The sequence below is a fragment of the Lentzea indica genome (assembly GCF_012184385.1).
Taxonomy (GTDB): Bacteria; Actinomycetota; Actinomycetes; order Mycobacteriales; family Pseudonocardiaceae; genus Lentzea; species Lentzea indica.
In genome coordinates, this window is sequence record NZ_VSRL01000032.1 from 22885 (window position 1) to 42632 (window position 19748).

Sequence of the window (19748 nt, forward strand, 5' to 3'; positions counted from 1 at the left end):
GCTCATTCTCCGGCGAGCCGGCGACCTATCTCCCGAAGGCCGTCGAGGTCGTGCACGTCAGCGGGCAACGCGGGCACGCCGACCAGTGAAACGCCGGGATGAGCACGGGTGAACCGGGCCAGCAGTCGCTTCTCACGATCGGCGACTGCTACCCGGTCCGCGTGCAGCCGGAGCACTGCCGCGGCGAGCGGCGCCTCACCGGAGCGGTCCAGATCGTCCGCTGCGGCGAGCGCCTTCGCCGCGGGCAGGTCCCCCGCAAGTACGGGGTGAGTCCTGTTCGCGACGAGCCCGCACAACGGCATGCCTTCGTCGCTGAGCCGTTCCACGAAATAGCTGGCCTCGCGCAATGCGTCCGGTTCCGCCGCCGCCACCACGACGAATCCGGTGCCCGGTGAGCGGAGCAGCTCGTACGTACGCTGGGCACGTTCGCGGAATCCGCCGAACATGCTGTCGAACGCCTGCACGAACGTCGACGCGTCCTGCAGCAGCTGGCCGCCGACGATCGTCGACACAGCACGTGTGAAAAGGCTGAAACCGGTACCGACGATCTTGAGCAGACCTCGGCCGCTCGCGCGTGCCGGCGCCGAGAGCATCCGGATGAACCTGCCGTCGAGCACGGTCGACAGCCGTTGCGGCGCGTCCAGGAAGTCCAGCGCCGACCGGCTCGGCGGGGTGTCGACGATGATCAGGTCCCACTCGTCCTGCGCCACCAGCTGGCCCAGCTTCTCCATCGCCATGTACTCCTGCGTGCCGGAGAACGACGAGGAAATGGTCTGGTAGAAGGGGTTCGACAGGATCTGGTCCGCCCGGTCGCGGCCCGCGTGGGTCAGCACCATGTCGTCGAACGTGCGACGCATGTCGAGCATCATCGCGAACAGCTCGCCCTTGGGCTCGAAGCCCTCGACGACGACCTCGCGCGGGTGGTTGTCCAGCTCCCGCAGGCCCAGCGACTGTGCCAGCCTTCGTGCCGGGTCGATCGTCAGCACGACAACGCGCCGGCCACGTTCCGCCGCCCGCAACGCCAGCGCCGCGGCGGTCGTCGTCTTGCCGACGCCGCCGGAGCCGCAGCAGACGAGAACACGCGTCTCCAGGTCGTCCAGCAGGGGGTCGAAATCGAGCTTGGTCACCGCACACCCGCCGCGACCAGCACCTCGGCCAGCTCGTACAGCGCGGCCACGTCCACCCCGTCCGTCAGCTCAGGCACCTCGACCGTCGGCAGGTCCGAGTGGCTGAGCAGCTCCATCGCTTCCTGTTGTGACTGCACCCGGATGGCGTGCTCCACCGTCTCGTCGACCAAACCTTCGAGCGTGAACTCGTCGAGATCCAGCCCGGCCGCGGTGAGCCCGGCGCGCACGCGTGACTCTTCGACCCGGCCTTCGGCGGCGACTGGAACCGAATGGGCGGGCAGCCGTGCCGGATGCACCCGGTTGACCAGCACCGCGCCAGGTCGCAGGTCCGCGCCGTCCAGCTCGGCGACCGCGTCCAGGGTCTCGCGCACCGGCATCTCCTCCAGCAACGCCACCAGGTGCACCGCGGTGTCGCCGGAGTGCAGCAGCCGCACCACGCCGTCGCTCTGTCCCTTGATCGGCCCGACCTTGGCGAGGTCGGCCATGGCCTTGGTGACGTCCAGGAACTTGACCACACGCCCGGTCGGCGGCGCGTCCAGCACGACCGCGTCGTAGAGGTGGCGGCCGTCGGAGCCGGTGCGGTTCACGCACTCCTTGACCTTGCCGGTCAGCAGCACGTCCCGCAGTCCCGGTGCGAGCGTGGTGGCGAACTCGATGGCGCCCATCTTGCGCAGCGTCCTGCCCGCGAAACCGAGGTTGTAGAACATCGCCAGGTACTCGAGGAGCGCGGCTTCCGCGTCGATCGCGAGCGCGTGCACCTCACCGCCGCCCGGCGCGGCCGCGATCCGTTCCTCCGCGTAGGGCAGCGGGGCGCGGTCGAAGAGCTGGGCGATGCCCTGCCGTCCCTCGACCTCGATCAGCAGCACCCGGCGGCCGCCGGTGGCCAGCGCGAGCGCCAGCGCGGCCGCGATCGTGGTCTTGCCGGTGCCGCCCTTGCCGGAGACCACGTGCAGACGGGCTCGGGTCAGCTCCTCGGTCCACGACGTCACTCGTCCAGACTATGTGTGAATTCGGTCAGGTGTGGACCTGTCGGTCAATCAGCCATGGTGAGGAAGAGAACGGCCATGGCGGTTGCGGCGACCAACGCCCAGGCAACGACAGAAGGCAGCCACAGCGCGATGCTGGCCGTGACGACGAGAACGATGACGAGTCCGATCAGCCCCGCGCGCACGACCTCTACGCGCTGGCTGTGTTTGCGATCACGCACCTGCGCCATGGCGACTAGCACCATCACCAGCCCGCCGACCCCGAACAGGCTGGTGGCGACGATCCGCCAGGTCTCCATGTGATCAAGGTAGCTCGAAGTGCGAGAACCGCGCAGGCGTCGATCGGGTGGCGCGTTAGGCTCGGCGCATGACGAAGTGGGAGTACGCGACCGTGCCGTTGTTGATCCACGCCACGAAGCAGATCCTCGACCAGTGGGGCGAGGACGGCTGGGAGCTGGTCACCGTGCTGACGAACCCGACCGGTGAGCAGCACGTCGCGTACTTGAAGCGGGTGAAGGCGTGAGCACCTGGAGCACTCGCCTGAAGGAGCTCGGCATCGAGCTGCCCGGCGTCGCCGCCCCGCTCGCCGCCTACGTGCCCGCGATCCAGACGGGCTCGCACGTCTACACGTCCGGCCAGCTGCCGTTCGTCGAGGGCCAGCTGCCCGCCACCGGCAAGGTCGGCGCCGAGGTCTCCCCCGAGGAGGCCAAGCAGTACGCCGCGACCTGCATCCTCAACGCGCTGGCCGCCGTGCACGCGCTCGTGGGGATTGACTCGATCAAGCGAGTCGTGAAGGTTGTCGGTTTCGTGGCCTCCGCCGAGGGGTTCACGGGGCAGCCGGGTGTCGTGAACGGTGCCTCGGAGCTGCTCGGTGAGATCTTCGGCGACGCGGGCAAGCACGCCAGGTCCGCCGTGGGGGTGGCCGAGCTGCCGATCGGCGCTCCGGTGGAGATCGAACTGATCGTCGAGGTCTGAGTTCCGGTTCTGGGGAAGGGTGTGACATGTCGGACACGTGCCACGAACTGCTGCTGCGGCTCGCCGGACGCCTCCCGGACGAGCTGCTGTGGCGGTACCGGGACTGGGCGGCCTCGGATGCGTATGCGGTGCTAGCGCGGTCGTTGCCGCGCACCCTGCTGCACGGACGCATCCCTCTGACCGATCACGAGATGCGCCTTTTGCAGGGCGCACTGGTGCCCTATGGGGCCGAACCCGGAGCTGTCAGTTCGGTCAAAGGGCTGGACGAACTGCCACCCACCGACTACACCTTTTCCCCGGAATCACCCGATCGGGTGCCGATGGGGGATTCCGCGACCGTCGTGCTCGGTGCCACGCTGCGAGGCCGGCACGGGGTCGGTGAGGTTCGCTCCTGCTGGCGCATCGGTCCCTCCGGGGTCAATCGCGTCCTGCTGGTGGCGGCCACCACCGGCCACGCGCGGCTGACCGGCGAGTTGCAGCGCGTTCTGCGGGCGTTGGGCGAACACGACCCGTGCGTCGAGGTCGTGCCGTCCGGTCTGGACCTTCCGCCCTACCACCGGGCGGCGTTGGCGGCATCGGAGCTGGTGTGCGCCGGCGCCGAGTCCGAGGAGCACCTGGTGCTCAGCTAAGGAGAGTTGACGTGACGAACGACGGTGTCGGCCTGCCGGTCCGTCTCCACGATCTCCTGCTGCAGATGGCCGGGCGCGTCGACGACGACGCCCTGTCGCAGGCCCGCGAGTTCCTCGCGGTCGGAGAACTGGACCGCTCGGTCGAGATGCTCGTCGGCGCGCTCCTCGCGGGCAGCATCCCGGTGCTGCCGGACGAGAGAGCGGCCATCACGTGGATCCTCCACGAGGTCCGCTCGGACGCCTCCCTGATGGACCGCGTGCCGGTCGTCGAGATGCTGCCGTTCATCCGCCACCGCTTCACCTCCGAGACCGACCCGGTCTCGGACGTCGCGGGCCAGCTGACCCGTGCGGTGTCGGTGCTCCCGGACGTGCGCTCGGTGCGCTGCGTCTGGCGTTCCTCCCCCGCCGGCTCGACACCGGGCCCGCTGCCGCAACGCGTGGTCTTGATCGACATCGGCCCGCAGGGCTTCGCGCCCGCGACCGCCTACCGGGTTGACGCGGTGCTGCGCAAGGCAGGCGTCCGCGCCTCGGTCGAGGTGCTGACCACCGGCACGCAGCTCAGCGACTACCACGCCTCCGCCGTGACGTCGTCGAGCCCGGTGCCGATCTCCGGCGCCCCGATGGCGGTCCAGCCGGTCCAGCCGTCCCAGTCGGCTCAACCGGCCATGGCCCACGAACCGACAGCCGCCTGGTTCGACCAGTCTGAAGAACTTCCCGCTCCGGCGCCGGTGGCCGAGCCGACACCGGCGCCGGAGCCACTGGAAGAGACCGGCTCACGTCGCGCACGCTCGTCGTCGACGCTGGAGGGTTCGCAGCCCTTCCCGCCCAAGCCCGTGAAGCGCATCCCGATGGTGCCCGCCGAGCCCGCGATCGAGGCGCTCCCCGAGCCCGTGCCGATCAACAGGGCCGAGGTGACCACCGAGCTGAAGCCGGACGAGCTGGAGGCACTGCAGGCCGCGCTGGCCGAGTCGCCCGCCGAGCCGTCCTCGGTGGACGCGAACCTCAGCGAGCGCGAGCGTGCTCTGCTGCAGCAGCTGCACGAGGAGCTGGCGCAGCGGGAGCAGACCGGTGCGAAGGCGACCGACACCGGCCGCTGGCAGATCGACAGGTCCTCGTCGCGTCAGTCGGCGTACGGGGTCACGAACAACGGCCACCAGCCTCAGTGACCCGTGCGCAGGTACTCCAGCTGAGCACGCACTGACCATTCCGCCGCCGGCCACAGCACCCGGTCCACGTCCGCGTAGACGACCTCGACGACCTGTCGCGGGGTCGGCGAGCCGCCCAGCGACTCCACGGCGCGACGGACCTGCTCCAGGCGCTGGGTCCGGTGCGCGAGGTACATCCGCGCGGCCTCGCCCGCGTCCGCCAGTTCCGGGCCGTGGCCGGGCAGCACCGCGGTGTTCTCCGGCAGTTCGGCCAGCAGCTTGAGCGACTCGAAGTAGTCGCCGAGCTTGCCGTCCGGATGAGCCACGATCGTCGTGCCGCGGCCCAGAACCGTGTCGCCGGTCAGGACGGCCTCGCCGTCGATCACGAAGCACAGCGAGTCGCTGGTGTGGCCGGGCGTGCCCAGGACGCGGAGCTCCAGACCGGCGCTGGTGATCACGTCGCCGTCCACGAGGCCTTCTGAGCCGTAGGTGAACGTCGGGTCGAGCGCGCGCATCGGGGCGTTGACGAGCTCGGCGAACTCGCGTGCTCCCTCGGAGTGGTCGGGGTGGCCGTGGGTCAGCAGGATCTCGGCGATCGGGCCGAACGACGCGATGCGCTTCAGGTGGGCCTCGTCGAGAGGGCCTGGGTCGATGACGACGTACGACGAGGCGTCCGGGGCTTTGAGGAGCCACGTGTTCGTGCCGTCGAGCGTCATCGGGGACGGATTGTCGGCCAGCAGGACGGCGGCGTGCGGGGTGACCTGGCGGAGTTCGCCGTACAGCGGGTGTGCGGCGCGGGCGCCGATCAGTGGAGAACCGCTCACTGGAACACCACCCGGATGACGTCGCCGTCGCGGATGAGCTTGGGGATGATCTTCTCGACGCTGCGTTCCTCGGCCATCACCTTTTCGAGGCTGCCGAGAGCGCCCACCTCGTCGAGAGTGCGCCAGGTGGGTGGCATGAGCATGCGGCGGCCCTCCTGAGCGTCCTGGATGGCCTCGCCAGGGGTCTGCCAGGACGCGTCGGATGCCTCGGTGGTCTCACCGTCGGCGCGTTGCCCGGTGGGCAGGGCGGCGACGAAGAAGCGGGTGTCGTAGCGGCGGGGTTCCTCGTACGGCGTGACCCAGTTCGCCCACGGCCTCAGGAGGTCTGCTCGCAGAACGAGGTCGTTGGCCGCGAGGAACTGGGCCAGCGAGATCTCGCGGTCGACCAGTTGCCGGCGAGCGGCCGAGAAAGCGGAGGTGTCGGCGACGACCGAGGTGGCGTCGGGTCCCGCGAGCAGGACGCCGGACTCTTCGAAGGTCTCGCGGACGGCCGCGCACACGAAGGCACGAGCGGTCGCCGGATCAACGCCGAACACCGAGCCCCACCACTCCGGCGACGGTCCTGCCCAGGCGACGGACGTGTCGGCGTCGCGCTGGTCGACGCCACCGCCGGGAAAGACGGTCATGCCGCCCGCGAACGCCATGCCCTTCACGCGGCGCAGCAGGAAGGCCTCCAGACCGTCGGAACCGTCCCTGAGCAGGACCACGGTGACGGCGTCGCGGGCCTGCGCGGGTTGAGCGGCCGGCGAGGTGGGTACCAGGTTTCCCGGCAAGGTCATGTCGTCGGGCATTCTCCGAGCGTACGACCGCGCTTACCTGAGGATGGTGTGATGGCGACGAACGTCTCCGGCTGCCTGGTGAAGGTGCTGCTGTTCCTGCTCGGCGTCGTGATGGGCACTGGCCTCACCGCGGTGGCGGGCGTGCTGCTGTTCATTCCCGACCGCACGACCGTGATCAGCGTTGATCCGACGTCCACCGCCCCTGGCGTGTACGTGAAGAAGGTCGAACGGCTCGTCGGCGGTACCTACTACGAGATCTGGCTCGGGCCGTCGCCGGACCGCGGCCACGTGGTCACCGTGCCCTCCGGGTGGGAGCACGACCCGCAACGGGAGACGAGTGACGGCGGCATGCGCCTGAAGTTCGACAACGGGGGCGAGATCTTCGTACCCAAGGCCAGTTACTCCTGAGGCAGGATGGGCGAGTGGACGAACAGCTGCGCGTAGGACTTGTCGGCGCTGGCCCGTGGGCGAACATGATCCACGCCCCCGGCATCGCGAACCACCCCGGAACCGTGCTGACCGGTGTGTGGGCACGACGACCGGAAGCCGCGACCGAGCTGGCGCACGCCCACGGCGCGGAGCCGTTCGCCGACTACGCCGAGATGCTGTCCACTGTGGACGCCGTGGCGTTCTGCGTGCCGCCGGGCGTGCAGGGCCCGATGGCGATCGAAGCGGCCAACGCGGGCAAGCACCTGGTCCTGGAGAAGCCGATCGCGGAGACCGTCGAGGTGGCGGAGCGCCTCGTCGCGGCGGTCTCGGACGCCGGCGTCGCCTCGCTGGTGGTGCTCACTCGCCGGTACGCCCCGGAGACCAAGGAGATGCTGGCCCAGCTGCACCGCACGGGCGGCTGGACAGGAGCCGACAGCCGCTGGATCGCCGGCGCGCTGCTCGACGGCCCGTTCTCGAACTCCCCGTGGCGGCACGAGAAGGGCGCGCTCGACGACGTCGGCCCGCACGCGTTCGATCTGCTGGACGCGGCGCTGGGCGAGATCACCGACGTGATCGCGGCGAACGTGTCCTCGACCGGGCTGTGGCAGCTGATCCTCCAGCACGCGGGCGGCGCCACGAGCACGGTCTCGCTGTGCCTGTCGTTGCCGATGCAGCCGCCGTTCGCGGACATCACGGTGTTCGGGGTGAACGGCCACCGCACCCTGAGCAACCGGGACACGCCCGCGCTCGAGTGCTTCACCAACCTGCTCGACGACTTCGTGGCCATGGTGCACAGCGGCACCACGACCCACGAGTGCGACGTGCGGCGCGGGCTGCACCTGCAGCGGATCATCGATCTGGCCCGGAGCAAGGCCGGGGCCTGAGGTTCGCCGGACGTGCGCCGTCACCCACTGAGACGGCGTGCTTGCGCTCCGTTGCGCCATCCGAAATTGTCAGGGGTCGTCGCTAACGTCCAGAAGCATGGACCTCACCGCCACGACAGCCGAGCTCGCCGGTGCCGCCGCCGAGGTGGCGCGGCTGCTGCCGACCCGCGTGCTCGACCCGGTCCTGGCCGGGCTTCGGCTGAAAGCCGGCACGGACGTGGAGATCGCGGGCAGCGACCAGGAACACGGCGTGCGCCTGACCGTGCACGCCACCGTCCACACCGAAGGTGAGGTGCTCGTGCCCGCGAAACCGCTGGCCGCGACGCTCCAAGCCCTCGACGACCCGCAGGTGAGGCTCAAGGTCGAAGGCCAGCGGCTGGCCATCCGCACACCGAGCTCACGGTTCGCGATCCCGCTCCTGGATCTGAACAACCACCCCGGCATCCCGGAGCTGCCGCGGCTGCAGGGCCACGTCGACGCCGACAAGCTCAGGACGATCGCGGCGGTGGCGGGCGCGGCCTCGAAGGACGACGCGTTGCCGATCTTCACCGGCATCCGGATCCAGTCGGACGAGCAGAAGCTGCACGTGATCGCGACCGACCGCTACCGGATGGCCTACGCGACGCTGCCGTGGGAGCCACAGGGCCAGATCGACCTGCTGGTTCCGGCGAAGCCCATCGCGGAAGCGGCCAGGCAGGCCCACGGCGAGGTCGCCCTGCACGCGAACGAGGACCGCATCGGCCTCGCCTGGAACAACAACTCGATCTCCACCGCACTCCTGGCCGCTCCGTTTCCGGACGACCGGGCGCGCCGACTCCTGGAGGCAGTCATCGACAGCACGGTGCTCGTGGACGCGGACGCGCTGGCCCGCGCCGTCCGCAGAGCCACGCCCTACGGCGGCCCGCACCAGGCCGTGACCATCCAGGTGGAGGACTCGGAGCTGCGGGTCAAGGGCAACGACCCGCAGCACGGCGAGTCCGAGGAGTTCGTCAAGGCCACAGTGGACGGTGACCGCGTGACCAAGACGTTCCAGGCGCGCTACCTGGCCGACGCGCTGAAGGCGTTCGCAGGCCGCCGGATCGAGTTGAGGATCCAGGACGGCCTGCGGTCGACGGTGCTCACCTCGACACCGGGCGAAGACGGCGTCGAGCTGACCTACCTGGTGGTGCCGATGAGGTCGGTCGCCTAACGGGCGGCCAGCTCCATCTCGGAACGCAGCGGCACCTCGCGCGGCACGCCACGGCGGACGGTGTCGCGCAGCAGCCACACGGCCAGAGCGATCAGCAGACCGGCCACACTCGACGCGATGAACGCGGGCCGCGTGCCGAAGTGCTCGATCAGCTGGCCGGACAGGCCCTGGCCGATGGCGAGGCCGACGGTCACCGAGGTGATCACCCAGCCGAACGCCTCCGCGGCCATGCCGTTCGGCGTGACGTGCTCGATCGCCGCGGAGTGCGCGGTCGACTGCGGCGTGATCAGCGTGCCGACCACGAACAGCGCCAGGCCGAGACCGATCAGCGACGCCGGGATCGCCAGCAGCAGCGCGAGCAGGGCGAAGCCGCCCAGCAGCACCGGCAGGCGCAGGTGCATCGGGCGCGGCCACGGGCGCATGCCGTAGAGCACGCCGAAGACCACAGAGCTGATCGACCACAACGAGAGCATCAGGCCACCCATCGAGGCCTGGCCCGCGGCCTTCGCGAACGCGGGCACTGCCACCTCGACGAAACCGATCGTCACACCGAAGCCCAGCGCGGCCAGTGCCACCGTGCGCATGCCGGGGTAGGCGAACGCGCCGAGCAACGGGCGTGGAGCCTGCTCGACCGGGCCCCAGGCGCGCACGACCGGGTTGAAGGCGAACCACAGCGCACCCACGACCATCAGCACGGACCCGACCAGGACACCGGTGCCCGCCCACGGCGCCGCCAGCAGCAGACCGGCGAGACCCGGTCCGAGGATGAAGAAGACCTCCATGCTGATCGACTCGTAGGCGTAGGCCGCCATCCGCGTCGGGCCGCTCGGGACCATCCGCTCCCACAGCGCACGCGACGCCGAGCCCACCATCGGCTCGGTCGCGCCGACGCCGAGAGCCAGGGCGACCAGCGAGAACACCGGCGCACCCGCCTCGACGGCGATCACAGAGGCGGTGACGAAGAGCGAGAACAGCGCGGTCACGGCCATCAACGGGCCGGGTGGGGCCGAAGCCGTCCATCAGCCTGCCCTGGACGACCGAGCCCATCGCCACGCCCACCAGCGCCGCCGCCGACACCAGGCCGGCGACCGCGAACGAACCCGTCGCGCGCTCGACGTAGAGCAGCAGCGAGAGCCCGACCATCGCGATGGGCAGGCGGGCGAGCAGAGACGCGACCACGGGGCCGCGCATGCCGGGGGTGGTCAGGGCAGCACGGTAGTCGGAGAGACGGGCAGAGTGGGACATGTGTACCAGTATGCCAAACCTGGTACGGATGTACCAGATCGGGTGCGCAGGGTCACGATGGTTGCGATTGGGTCACGGGAATGGGATGACCGGGTGAAACATGCAACGAAACGGGCACTCACGAGGTCCTTGAGGGTGAAAGGACTTGAGCGGTCGGGGTGGATGCGTGCGAAAGTTGACTCATCCACCGAGACCAACCTCTGGCCTGAGGGTCGGGGCCTGCGCGCCAGAGGGATGGAAGGCACGGTTCGTCGGGGGATGGGCCGTGCAACGCAAAGGACCGGTGCGCCACGTCGGGGGTGGCGCCCGGTCCTTTGTGTTTGGTCGCTGCTTCGCGAACCCGTGTGTTCGAAGTGCCTCAGCGGGCCCGGCGAGCGAGCCGCTCGGGGTCCAGGATCAGCACGCTCTTGCCCTCGAGCCGCAGCCAGCCGCGGTGCGCGAAGTCGGCGAGCGCCTTGTTCACGGTCTCGCGGGACGCACCGACGAACTGGGCGATCTCCTCCTGCGTCAGGTCGTGCGTGACGCGGAGCAGGCCAGCCTCCTGCGAGCCGAAGCGCTGTGCGAGCTGCAGCAACGCCTTGGCGACGCGGCCGGGCACGTCCGTGAAGATCAGGTCGGCCAGCATCGAGTTCGTCCGGCGCAGCCTGCGGGCAAGCGCCCGAAGCAGCTGCTCGGCGATCTCCGGCCGGTTGGTGATCCACTGACGGAGCGCGGGGCGGTCCATGGACACCGCGCGCACCTCGGTCACCGTCGTCGCAGTCGACGTGCGGGGGCCGGGATCGAAAATGGACAGTTCGCCGAACATGTCGGAGGGTCCGAAGATCCCCAACAGGTTCTCGCGGCCGTCCGGCGACTTGCGGCCGATCTTCACCTTGCCGGACTGGATGATGTACAGGCGATCGCCCGGCTCACCCTCCGCGAAGATCACGTGGCCACGCGGGAACTCCACCGTCTCCAGGGTCTGCGCCAGTGCCTCCGCGGCAGCTGGGTCAACCCCTTGGAAGATGCCCGCTCGCGCCAGGGTCTCGTCCACCTCATCCCTCCTAATCGACGCGACGGCACGCCTACCACCATCTTTGGTGGAGTCAGCGCCGTGCCGCCGATCACTGCGTTGCAGTCTAAGGGCTGTGTTGTGGATCGCCGCCCGGCTCGCCGTCTTAGTAGGAACAACCCGACTGGCTCGATCCAGAAGCCCAACGAGCCAGCCTACGCCATTCAGCGGACGCGCTTGCGCGCACCACCGCGGCCGCGACGACGCAGACGGAACAGCTCGAGTGCGCGACCGATGCCGTGTCCGTAGAGCGCCTTCACCTCATCGGGGCGGGCGGACTCGAGGAACTCCTCGACCTCGTTCTCCTGCACGGCAACGTGCCGGAGCTTCGCTTCGACGCGCTCCATGAAGAGCGCGAAGAACATGATCACGATCGGGACGACGATCACAAGCCAGGCAGTCATGATGCTCCGCAGTGTGGCGCATGTGGGATTCGAGTACGCGTCTAGGGGGTGGGTCCGGCGTGTTGACTACGCTGAATCTGTGCCCGCAACCAAGAAACCGGAAACCAAGCTCGGCCTGACCCGCAGGGCCCGCCGGATGGTGCGCGTGCTTGCCGAGGGATACCCCGACGCGCACTGCGAGCTGGACTTCACGACGCCGCTCGAGCTGATCGTGGCGGTCGTGCTGTCCGCGCAGTGCACCGACAAGAAGGTCAACGAGGTCACTCCCGCGCTCTTCGCGAAGTACCCGACGGCCGCCGACTACGCCGGCGCCAACCGGGTCGAACTCGAAGAGATGATCCGCCCGACCGGTTTCTACCGGAACAAGGCCACGTCTCTGATGGGTCTCGGTGCTGCTCTTGTGGAGCAGTACGACGGTGAGGTTCCAGGCACGCTGGAGGAGCTGGTCAAGCTCCCTGGTGTAGGACGCAAGACGGCCAACGTGGTTCTCGGCAACGCGTTCGATGTGCCCGGCATCACAGTCGACACCCACTTCGGCCGTCTCGTGCGCCGCTGGGGCTGGACCGCGGAAGAGGACGCCGTCAAGGTCGAGCACGCCATCGGCGCGATCATCGAGAAGCGCGACTGGACGATGGCCTCGCACTGGATCATCTTCCACGGCCGCCGCGTCTGCCACGCCAAAACGCCTGCCTGCGGGGCATGCCTGCTGATGAAGGACTGCCCGTCGTACGGCCTCGGCCCCGAAGATCCGGTCAAGGCGGCCAAGCTCGTGAAGGGCGACGAGAAGCCGCACCTGCTCGAGCTCGCCGACCGGGTCCGGGCCGGTGAGAAGCTGGTCGGGTGAACAACCGCACCCGCTGGCTGGTCCTCGTGCTCGTCCTCGGCGTGGCGGGCGTCGTGGCGTTGTGGCCCCGTGACAAGTCACCGGAGCCGACGCCCACGTCGACCCGACCGTCGCAGGACGTGGCCGCGTTGCGCGCGCAGGCCCAGCTACGGCCGTGTGTGCCCGGCGGCGAAGGTGGTGTCGACGTGACGTGTCTCGGTGACGGCACCCGGACGGCCCTCGCGCTGAAGGGACCGCTCCTGATCAACTTCTGGGCGACCTGGTGCCAGCCGTGTCAGCAGGAGCTGCCCGTGCTCGATTCCTACGCGAAGCAACCAGGTGCCGTCCCGGTCGTCCCAGTTCTTGTGGACAGCAGGGAAGCCGACGGTCTCGAGCTGCTCGCGCGGCTCGGCGTGCGGCTGCCCTCGGTCTACGACGGGCCTGACGAGCTGCGCAAGCGCGTCAAGGCGCCGATGTCGTTGCCGGCGACGTATTTCGTCGGTGCGGACGGCTCGGTCCGCCAGGTCACGGATCCGCCGTACTTCACGGCGCCCGAGCAGGTGGAGAAGGCGGTTCGATGACGGAGGCAACAGAGCCACCCGACTGGATGCAGCGCCTGGCCAAGGCCACCGAGCAGATCGACGCACGGGCGTTCATGCGGGTCCCGCGCGCGCCGTCCGAGGGTGTGCGCAAGGCGGCCGTGCTGATGTTGTTCGGCGAGGACGGGAACCACGGCCCTGACGTGTTGCTGCTGCGCCGTGCGGACACACTGGGCTCGCATCCGGGCCAGGTCGCGTTTCCCGGCGGGGCGTCCGACGACACCGACGACGGGCCCGTCGCCACCGCATTACGCGAGGCTTACGAGGAGACCGGTGTACTTGCGTCAGGAGTGAGACCGCTCGCCCTGTTGCCGGAGCTGTACGTGCCGGTGTCCGGGTTCGTGGTAACGCCCGTGCTCGCCTACTGGGAACAGCCGAGCCCCGTTGCACCGGTCGACCCGGCGGAGACCGCCGCCGTCGCACGGGTGCCCGTCGCGCACCTCGCCGATCCTGCGAACAGGTTCCGGGTGCGTCACCCTGCGGGCTACGTCGGAGCGGCCTTTTCCGCGCCGGGCATGTTGGTGTGGGGCTTCACCGCGGGGTTGATCAACGGCCTGATCGCACTCGGCGGCTGGGAACAGCCGTGGGATGCGACCGATGTGCGTGACCTTGAACTAGCGTTGCGCGCTACACAGTGAGGCGGAGGTTTTCGGTTGAACTGGGTTGATCTGCTCGTGCTTGGCCTTGCCGCGATAGCCGCGGTGTCAGGGGCCAGGCAGGGCATGGTCGTCGCGCTCCCCGCGTTCGTCGGTGTGCTCGTCGGCCTGATCCTCGGCACGCAGATCGCACCGCTGCTGGTGTCCCAGTTCGAGAACGTCGTCACCAAGGTCGTGTTCGCCGTCGGGGTCGTCGTGCTGCTGGTGGCGCTGGGCGAGACGATCGGCGTCTACATCGGCAGGACGATCAAGGCGCGGGTCAACGCGTCACCGTTGCGCGGCGCGGACAACGCGCTGGGTGCGATCGTGCAGGGCCTGGTCGTCTTCATCGTGGCGTGGATGATCGCGCTCCCGCTGACCTCGGTCGTCGGTCTGCCGGACCTGACCTCGTCGCTCAAGCAGTCGGTGATCCTCGGCAAGGTCGACAAGACCATGCCGCAGGCCGCCCGTGTGCTGTCCGGCGATCTGCAGAAGCTCTTCGACGTCTCGGGCTTCCCGCAGGCGATGGACCCGTTCAACCGCACGCCGCTCAAGGACGTCGAGCCGCCGGACGGCCAGCTCGCGAACTTGCCCATCGCCAACAAGCTGAAGTCCTCCGTGCTCAAGGTCCGGGGCCGCGCGCCGTCGTGCTCGCGCGCACTGGAGGGCACCGGCTTCGTGATCGCGCCGGAACGCGTCATGACCAACGCGCACGTCGTCGCCGGCACCAACGAGGTGACGGTCGAGGTCGGCCGTGGCCAGTTCGACGCGACCGTCGTGGCCTACGACCCGCGCACGGACATCGCCGTGCTCGCGGTGCCGGACCTGGAGGCCACGCCGCTGCAGTTCCGTTCGGACGAGGTCCAGCCCGGCGAGGACGGCATCGTGCTCGGCTACCCGCTGGACGGCCCGTACAAGGCTTCACCGGCGCGCGTGCGCGAGCGGATCCCGCTGCTGCGCGGCCCGGACATCTACGACGCGCAGACGGTCACGCGTGACGTCTACACCGTTCGCGCCGAGGTCCGGTCCGGCAACTCCGGTGGCCCGCTGGTCGATCCGAACGGCCGAGTGATGGGCGTGGTGTTCGGTGCGGCCGTCGACGACCCGGAGACCGGCTTCGTGCTCACCGCCCAGCAGGTGCAGCAGATGGTGCAGAAGGCGCCGACGCTGACGCGCCGGGCTTCGACCCAGGGTTGCGCTTCCTAGATGCCGTGGCGGGCGGCGATGCCGTCCAGCACGTAGTCGAGGCCCTCGTCGAACACCTGCGCGGGATCGCGGTCGCTCGACTCGTGCATGACCCTGCCCAGCATCGGGAACTTGCCAGTGGCGAGCATCCGCTCCATGTACGGGCCGGACGCGCGCTGCCACTGCTCCTCGGTCATGCCGGTGGACCGTTCCGCGCGGAGTTCGGTGATCTCGCTGCGGACGGCGCCGTAGACGTACGCCATCACGGCGCCAACCGCGCTGAGCACCTGGTCGATGTCCTCGAACCGGACCGTGGCGAGCGTGCTCTCGATGTGTGCGAGCGAGTTCGGGCCCTGGTGCGGGCGGGGGCTGAGCAGGTCGATGAACCACTCGTGCCGCTTCGCCGCGTCACGGATGCCGTGCGCGACGTGCTGGAGCCCTGCCCGCCAGTCCGCTGACGGTGGCGGCGGCGTGATCTCGCCGTAGACCTCGTCGACCATGAGGTCGAGCAGCTCGTCCTTGGTCTCGATGTAGCCGTACAGGCGCATCGGGCCGGCGTTCAGCGCGGCCGCGACCTTGCGCAGCGACACCTCGTCGAGCCCGCCCTCATCGGCGAGCCTGATCGCGGCGTTCACGATCAGATCCCTGCTCAACGGGGTCGGCGACGGCTTGATGGGCGGCTCTGGGCGGTCCCACACGACTTCGTTCGACATCGAGCTGGACAATACACCGTCTCGTTCCGATACAGTGTATTGAGCGATACGGCGTATTGAGGGGAAACGATGAAGACTTCGGTGTTGGTGGTCGGGGGAGGGCTGGCGGGGACGTCGGCCGCGCTGTTCCTGGCGTGGCGCGGGGTGCCCGTGACGTTGGTGGAGAAGCATCCGGGCAGCTCACCGCACCCGCGGGCGGTCGGCTTCACGGCGCGCATCGGCGAGTTGCTGCGCGCGGTCGGGATGGAGGAGGGGTTGCCGCCGAGCCGGATGGCGAAGGGCTTCGGCGTCCGGCGGGTCCGGGTCGAGAGCCTGGTCGGGGAGTGGTTCGAGGAGACCTTCTGGTCGCCGCCGGCCGAGCCGTCCGAAATTGAGTACTCGCCCTCCACGGGCGTGGGGGTGGCCCAGGACAGGATGGAGCCGATCCTGCGGGACAAGGCCCGTGAGCTCGGCGCGGACATCCGCATGAGCACCCGGATGCTGGAGTTCTCGCAGGACGACGACGGCGTCACGGCGATCGTGCAGGGTGACGGCGAGCCGTACGAGATCCGCGCCGACTACCTGATCGCGGCGGACGGCCATCGCAGTCCGGTCCGGGAGGCGCTCGGCATCACCCGCAGCGGACGCGGCTACATGCACACCTCCCGCAGCGTGCTGTTCCGCGCGCCACTGGAGGAGTACCTGAAGAACGGGATCGGCCAGTTCATCGTCGACGGCGTCGGCTTCCTGACCACCTACGGCGACGGCCGATGGGTGCTGATGCTCGAAGACCGCGAGTACGACGAGCCCGAGCTGCGGCAGAAGATCGTCCAGGCCATCGGCCGCGACGACCTCGACGTCGAGATCATCACCACCGGCCGCTGGACGATCTCGGCGGCGGTAGCGGATCAGTTCTCGGCGGGGCGGATCTTCCTGGCCGGCGACGCCGCGCACACGTTGCCGCCGAGCCGAGGCGGGTTCGGGGCGAACGTCGGCATCGAGGACTCGCACAACCTCGCGTGGAAGCTCGCTGCCGTGCTGAACGGCGAGTCACGTCCGTCCCTGTTGGACACCTACGACGCGGAACGGCGTCCGGTCGCGTTGCTGTGCCACCAGCAGATCTTCGCGCGCAACGACGGCCACAACCGGGACGGCGAGCCGGAAGACGCACCGCTGATCGACAACAACGCGATGCACTACGGCGTCCTCTACCGCTCGGACGCGGTGCTCGGCGCGGGCTCGGAACTGCCGCCCGCACAACTCCCCGAGCAGTGGAACGGCCAGCCCGGCACGCGAGCCCCGCACGTGTGGATCGAGCCCGGCAAGTCCACATTGGACCTGTTCCAACGCGGCTGGGTGCTCGTCGCCGATCATCCGCAGTGGGAGGAAGCCGTGGGAGAAACCGGTATCTGGTACGAACGCGTCGAGCAGCTGGACGTGTTCGGACTGTCCGAAAAGGGCGCTTCGCTCGTCCGCCCGGACGGCTACATCGCCTGGCGCTCGATCGACCTGCCGAACGATCCGGCAGGAACGCTCGAAGCCGCGTTCAGGAAGTCTTCTGCAGGAACTCGGTGATCAGCCTGCTCGTGGTGTGGGACGCCTCCTGGTTCGGGAAGTGCCCCACCTCGGGCAGGCATCGGAACTCCGATCCCGCGCCCAGCCACGGCCGCGAGTCCCGAGCGGAGGACTCGAGCGTGATCGGGTCCAGCGCGCCATGGATCTGCAGCACCGGCACCTGCATCGGCCTGTCGACGGCCTCGGCGAACCGCCGTCCGTCGCTGCGCAGCTGTGAGCGCACCGCCCAGCGGTAGTACTCCATCGCGCTGTGGGCGACGCCCGGCACCGTCATCGCCTGCCGGCAGCGGCGGATGACCTCGTCGAACTCGGGCGCCGACCGCCACTTCGGACCGGACCAGGCCGACAGCAGTCGTGCGACCTGCAGGGCGTTCTCGCTGGTCAGCCAGCGTTCCGGGTAGATCGGCAGCTGGAAGCGCAGCACGTGGGAGTTCACGCGAGGATGCCTGCGGAACGCCCGGCGCGTCACCAGCGGGTGCGGTGCGGACAGCACCGAGATCGACGAGACCACGCGCGGATGCATCGCGCCGACGGTCCACGCCGTGGCGCCGCCCCACGCGTGACCCACCAGGTGTGCGCGTTGGGCGCCGAGCGCCTTGATCAGGCCCGCGACGTCACCCGCGAGCGTGAATCCGTCGTAGCCGCGCGGTGGTTTGTCCGAGTCGCCGTACCCGCGAAGGTCGACCGCCACCGCGCGGTACCCGGCCTCCGCCAGTGCGGTCAGCTGGTGCCGCCACGACCACCAGAACTCGGGGAACCCGTGCAGGAGCAGCACGAGCGGTCCCTCGCCGAGTTCGGCGACGTGCAGGCGGATGCCGTTGGCCGAAACGTCGCGGTGCGTCCACGGACCCGCGATCCGCACCACCGACGGGTCGGGTTTGCGGCTCAGTTGTCGTCGCCCCTGCTCTTGGACTCACGGTGCGTGAGGGCCGCGACGGTGTCCTTCGCGGCCGCGATCGACTTCTCCGGCGCCCTGATCTTGCGCACCTTGCGGTAGCCCAGGAAGGCGAAGAGAGCGGCGGTCAGCAGCATCACGCCGAAGACGATCGAGAAACCGGCCCAGTAGCCCCAGCCGAACCACTCGGCGAACCCGAACCCGAGCGCCATGAACAGGAAGAACAGGCTGAAGCACAGCACCGTCAGCGCGACGATGAAGAAGACGCTGCCCTTGACGCCCTTCTTGATCTCCGCCGCGATCTCGCCCTTGGCGAGCTCGACCTCTGCTCTGACGAGGGTCGACACGTGCGCGGTCGCGTCGCGGACGAGGCCACCGATCGAGGCCTCGGCGGTCGGGTCGTCAGCGGTCAGCGGAATCGACGCAATGTGCTCCCTGGTGGTCACCCGGACATCGTGCCATGTGCTCGGCTGCGACGAATGAGCAACACCGCGGCGAGCAGCGACGAGATCATCGAGGCGATCAGCACAGCGGCTTTCGCCGTCTCCGGCTCGGCCAGCGACAGCTCCGCGATCAGCAGGCTCACCGTGAACCCGACCCCGCCCAGCACGGCCACCGCGATGATGTCCCGCGGCCCCGCACCGGATGGCCACACCGCCGCCTTGAACCACACCGCGAGCGCCGACGCACCGACGATTCCGATGACCTTGCCGACGACCAGCCCGACGATCACGCCGATGGCGATCTTGTCCGAGAAGAGCTTCCCCAACGCCTCGGCGCCCACCGGCACGCCCGCCGCGAACAGTGCGAACACCGGCACCGCCACACCGGCGGAGAACGGCTGCAGCCTGTGTTCGAGCCGGACCGCCGGCGACTCCTGCTCGTACGGATCGCGCTTCACCCGCGTGAGCAACGCCAGCGCGACGCCCGCGATCGTGGCGTGGATGCCCGACTCGTGCATGAACCACCAGGTGGCGAGCGCGATCGGCACGTAGAGGAACGGCGTGGTGATCCTCTTGTGCTGCAGGAACCAGTACAGCGCCAGCAGCAGCACCACGGCCCCGGCCGCGAGCAGGTTGAACTTCGCCGTGAACAGGATCGCGATCACGACGATCGCGCCCAGGTCGTCGACGACGGCCAGCGACAGCAGGAAGACCCGCAGACTCGACGGCAACCCGGAGGCCGTCAGCGCCAGCACTCCCAACGCGAACGCGATGTCCGTCGCGACCGGAATCGCCCACGCCTTCTCGATCCCCGGCTGCCCCCAGCCGATCGACAACGCGATGAGCCCGGGCACGATCATCCCGCCGACCGCCGCGACCACCGGCAGGATCGCGGCCTTGAACTCCGACAGCTCCCCGACGACGAGCTCGCGCTTCAGCTCAAGCCCGGCGACGAAGAAGAAGATGGCGAGCAGTCCGTCCGTCGCCCACTCACTGACGGACAGCGGTCCAACGTGCAGTTTCCCCAGCGTGAAGTAGGAGGGGGACAACGGCGAATTGGCCCAGATCAGCGCTATGGCTGTCGCTCCGAGCAGCACGGTGCCACCCACGGTCTCCGTGCGCAGGTAGCGGGCGAACTCGGCGACTACGGCCTTCTTGCGCGACACATGGCTCCCAGGGCGGTCGACAGGTACACGAAATCCTCGTGCCGACCAGACTTCCCGGCTCACCTGGA

At 69.2% G+C, this 19748-nt stretch carries 23 protein-coding genes and 1 pseudogene; 12 read left to right on the plus strand and 12 right to left on the minus strand.

The features are described from left to right. Window positions 1-2 precede the first annotated feature (2 nt). From bagB to FXN61_RS11835, 3 genes are read right to left on the minus strand one after another with little or no spacing between them, the layout of a single operon-like run. A complete protein-coding gene (gene bagB / locus FXN61_RS11825; RefSeq protein WP_167973193.1) occupies window positions 3-1127 on the minus strand; it encodes an ATPase BagB in 1125 nt (374 codons plus the stop codon). After that, complete coding sequence (bagA, locus tag FXN61_RS11830) at window positions 1124-2116, minus strand: ATPase BagA (protein WP_167973195.1); 993 nt, start codon at window positions 2114-2116, stop codon at window positions 1124-1126. Before bagA ends, bagB begins: the two co-directional genes overlap by 4 nt. 44 nt (window positions 2117-2160) lie before the next feature. Then, window positions 2161-2412, minus strand: a complete 252-nt coding sequence (locus FXN61_RS11835) for a hypothetical protein (protein WP_167973197.1) — start codon at window positions 2410-2412, stop codon at window positions 2161-2163. A 68-nt stretch (window positions 2413-2480) separates the two neighbouring features. On the opposite strand from FXN61_RS11835, the gene sp36 reads away from it, so the two are divergent. The 4 genes from sp36 to FXN61_RS11855 are packed head-to-tail and all read left to right on the plus strand — an operon-like array spanning window position 2481 to window position 4883. Continuing rightward, the gene (gene sp36, locus FXN61_RS11840; protein WP_086668176.1) at window positions 2481-2636 is read left to right on the plus strand and encodes a Sp36 family protein; all 156 of its coding nucleotides are present in this window, start codon (window positions 2481-2483) and stop codon (window positions 2634-2636) included. Beyond that, complete coding sequence (locus FXN61_RS11845) at window positions 2633-3088, plus strand: RidA family protein (protein ID WP_167973199.1); 456 nt, start codon at window positions 2633-2635, stop codon at window positions 3086-3088. The genes sp36 and FXN61_RS11845 overlap by 4 nt, the downstream gene beginning before the upstream one ends. A 26-nt stretch (window positions 3089-3114) precedes the next feature. Then, on the plus strand, window positions 3115-3717 hold the full coding sequence (locus tag FXN61_RS11850) for a hypothetical protein (protein WP_167973201.1): 603 nt from the start codon (window positions 3115-3117) through the stop codon (window positions 3715-3717). An 11-nt stretch (window positions 3718-3728) separates the two neighbouring features. Next, window positions 3729-4883, plus strand: a complete 1155-nt coding sequence (locus tag FXN61_RS11855) for a hypothetical protein (RefSeq protein WP_167973203.1) — start codon at window positions 3729-3731, stop codon at window positions 4881-4883. Here the strand turns inward: FXN61_RS11855 and FXN61_RS11860 are convergent. After that, window positions 4877-5686, minus strand: a complete 810-nt coding sequence (locus FXN61_RS11860) for an MBL fold metallo-hydrolase (protein WP_312877671.1) — start codon at window positions 5684-5686, stop codon at window positions 4877-4879. The genes FXN61_RS11855 and FXN61_RS11860 overlap by 7 nt on opposite strands. Further along, a complete protein-coding gene (locus FXN61_RS11865; protein ID WP_167973205.1) occupies window positions 5683-6477 on the minus strand; it encodes an NUDIX hydrolase in 795 nt (264 codons plus the stop codon). Before FXN61_RS11865 ends, FXN61_RS11860 begins: the two co-directional genes overlap by 4 nt. A gap of 39 nt (window positions 6478-6516) precedes the next feature. On the opposite strand from FXN61_RS11865, the gene FXN61_RS11870 reads away from it, so the two are divergent. The 3 genes from FXN61_RS11870 to dnaN all read left to right on the plus strand — a co-directional run bounded on the left by FXN61_RS11870 (window position 6517) and on the right by dnaN (window position 8967). Next, a complete protein-coding gene (locus FXN61_RS11870; protein WP_167973207.1) occupies window positions 6517-6873 on the plus strand; it encodes a hypothetical protein in 357 nt (118 codons plus the stop codon). A 14-nt stretch (window positions 6874-6887) separates the two neighbouring features. Beyond that, window positions 6888-7778, plus strand: a complete 891-nt coding sequence (locus FXN61_RS11875) for a Gfo/Idh/MocA family protein (RefSeq protein ID WP_167973208.1) — start codon at window positions 6888-6890, stop codon at window positions 7776-7778. 97 nt (window positions 7779-7875) lie between these two features. Next, complete coding sequence (gene dnaN / locus FXN61_RS11880) at window positions 7876-8967, plus strand: DNA polymerase III subunit beta (RefSeq protein WP_167973210.1); 1092 nt, start codon at window positions 7876-7878, stop codon at window positions 8965-8967. Here the strand turns inward: dnaN and FXN61_RS11885 are convergent. From FXN61_RS11885 to FXN61_RS11895, 3 genes and pseudogenes are all read right to left on the minus strand, one after another. Next, window positions 8964-10212, minus strand: a pseudogene (locus FXN61_RS11885) (MFS transporter). The gene dnaN and the pseudogene FXN61_RS11885 overlap by 4 nt on opposite strands. Before the next feature lie 358 nt (window positions 10213-10570). Then, the gene (locus FXN61_RS11890; protein WP_030469453.1) at window positions 10571-11245 is read right to left on the minus strand and encodes a Crp/Fnr family transcriptional regulator; all 675 of its coding nucleotides are present in this window, start codon (window positions 11243-11245) and stop codon (window positions 10571-10573) included. A 182-nt stretch (window positions 11246-11427) separates the two neighbouring features. Beyond that, window positions 11428-11667 carry a hypothetical protein gene (locus FXN61_RS11895; protein ID WP_030469452.1) on the minus strand — a complete coding sequence of 80 codons (240 nt, stop codon included), beginning with the start codon at window positions 11665-11667 and terminating at the stop codon, window positions 11428-11430. A 136-nt stretch (window positions 11668-11803) separates the two neighbouring features. Between FXN61_RS11895 and nth the strand changes: the two genes are divergently transcribed. Genes nth through FXN61_RS11915 form a run of 4 tightly spaced genes read left to right on the plus strand, consistent with a single transcriptional unit; the run spans window position 11804 to window position 14930 of the window. Further along, window positions 11804-12511 (plus strand): endonuclease III, encoded by a 708-nt coding sequence (gene nth, locus FXN61_RS11900; RefSeq protein ID WP_246291326.1) that lies wholly within the window; start codon window positions 11804-11806, stop codon window positions 12509-12511. Beyond that, window positions 12508-13071, plus strand: coding sequence for a TlpA family protein disulfide reductase (locus FXN61_RS11905; RefSeq protein WP_167973212.1), 564 nt, complete (start codon window positions 12508-12510; stop codon window positions 13069-13071). The genes nth and FXN61_RS11905 overlap by 4 nt, the downstream gene beginning before the upstream one ends. Beyond that, entirely contained in the window at window positions 13068-13727 is a 660-nt protein-coding gene (locus tag FXN61_RS11910; protein ID WP_167973214.1) for an NUDIX hydrolase, read from the plus strand. Before FXN61_RS11905 ends, FXN61_RS11910 begins: the two co-directional genes overlap by 4 nt. A gap of 15 nt (window positions 13728-13742) precedes the next feature. Then, window positions 13743-14930 carry a MarP family serine protease gene (locus FXN61_RS11915; RefSeq protein WP_167973216.1) on the plus strand — a complete coding sequence of 396 codons (1188 nt, stop codon included), beginning with the start codon at window positions 13743-13745 and terminating at the stop codon, window positions 14928-14930. Here FXN61_RS11915 and FXN61_RS11920 read toward each other — a convergent pair. Then, entirely contained in the window at window positions 14927-15622 is a 696-nt protein-coding gene (locus FXN61_RS11920) for a TetR/AcrR family transcriptional regulator (protein ID WP_167973218.1), read from the minus strand. The two genes, FXN61_RS11915 and FXN61_RS11920, sit on opposite strands and share 4 nt — an antisense overlap. 69 nt (window positions 15623-15691) lie before the next feature. On the opposite strand from FXN61_RS11920, the gene FXN61_RS11925 reads away from it, so the two are divergent. Further along, a complete protein-coding gene (locus FXN61_RS11925) occupies window positions 15692-17176 on the plus strand; it encodes an FAD-dependent oxidoreductase (RefSeq protein ID WP_167973220.1) in 1485 nt (494 codons plus the stop codon). Here the strand turns inward: FXN61_RS11925 and FXN61_RS11930 are convergent. The 3 genes from FXN61_RS11930 to nhaA are packed head-to-tail and all read right to left on the minus strand — an operon-like array spanning window position 17148 to window position 19680. Beyond that, entirely contained in the window at window positions 17148-18065 is a 918-nt protein-coding gene (locus FXN61_RS11930) for an alpha/beta fold hydrolase (RefSeq protein ID WP_167973252.1), read from the minus strand. The two genes, FXN61_RS11925 and FXN61_RS11930, sit on opposite strands and share 29 nt — an antisense overlap. After that, entirely contained in the window at window positions 18062-18517 is a 456-nt protein-coding gene (locus FXN61_RS11935; protein WP_312877674.1) for a phage holin family protein, read from the minus strand. The genes FXN61_RS11930 and FXN61_RS11935 overlap by 4 nt, the downstream gene beginning before the upstream one ends. Then, window positions 18514-19680 (minus strand): Na+/H+ antiporter NhaA, encoded by a 1167-nt coding sequence (gene nhaA, locus FXN61_RS11940; RefSeq protein WP_167973222.1) that lies wholly within the window; start codon window positions 19678-19680, stop codon window positions 18514-18516. The genes FXN61_RS11935 and nhaA overlap by 4 nt, the downstream gene beginning before the upstream one ends. Between the last annotated feature and the right edge of the window lie 68 nt (window positions 19681-19748).

Coding starts and splice junctions, on each gene's coding strand:
- FXN61_RS11920 (WP_167973218.1), bottom strand. CDS start 15,622: ATGTCGAACGAAGTCGTGTGGGACCGCCCAGAGCCGCCCATCAAGCCG.
- FXN61_RS11850 (WP_167973201.1), top strand. CDS start 3,115: ATGTCGGACACGTGCCACGAACTGCTGCTGCGGCTCGCCGGACGCCTC.
- sp36 (WP_086668176.1), top strand. CDS start 2,481: ATGACGAAGTGGGAGTACGCGACCGTGCCGTTGTTGATCCACGCCACG.
- dnaN (WP_167973210.1), top strand. CDS start 7,876: ATGGACCTCACCGCCACGACAGCCGAGCTCGCCGGTGCCGCCGCCGAG.
- FXN61_RS11870 (WP_167973207.1), top strand. CDS start 6,517: ATGGCGACGAACGTCTCCGGCTGCCTGGTGAAGGTGCTGCTGTTCCTG.
- FXN61_RS11835 (WP_167973197.1), bottom strand. CDS start 2,412: ATGGAGACCTGGCGGATCGTCGCCACCAGCCTGTTCGGGGTCGGCGGG.
- FXN61_RS11925 (WP_167973220.1), top strand. CDS start 15,692: ATGAAGACTTCGGTGTTGGTGGTCGGGGGAGGGCTGGCGGGGACGTCG.
- FXN61_RS11865 (WP_167973205.1), bottom strand. CDS start 6,477: ATGCCCGACGACATGACCTTGCCGGGAAACCTGGTACCCACCTCGCCG.
- FXN61_RS11895 (WP_030469452.1), bottom strand. CDS start 11,667: ATGACTGCCTGGCTTGTGATCGTCGTCCCGATCGTGATCATGTTCTTC.
- nth (WP_246291326.1), top strand. CDS start 11,804: ATGGTGCGCGTGCTTGCCGAGGGATACCCCGACGCGCACTGCGAGCTG.
- FXN61_RS11910 (WP_167973214.1), top strand. CDS start 13,068: ATGACGGAGGCAACAGAGCCACCCGACTGGATGCAGCGCCTGGCCAAG.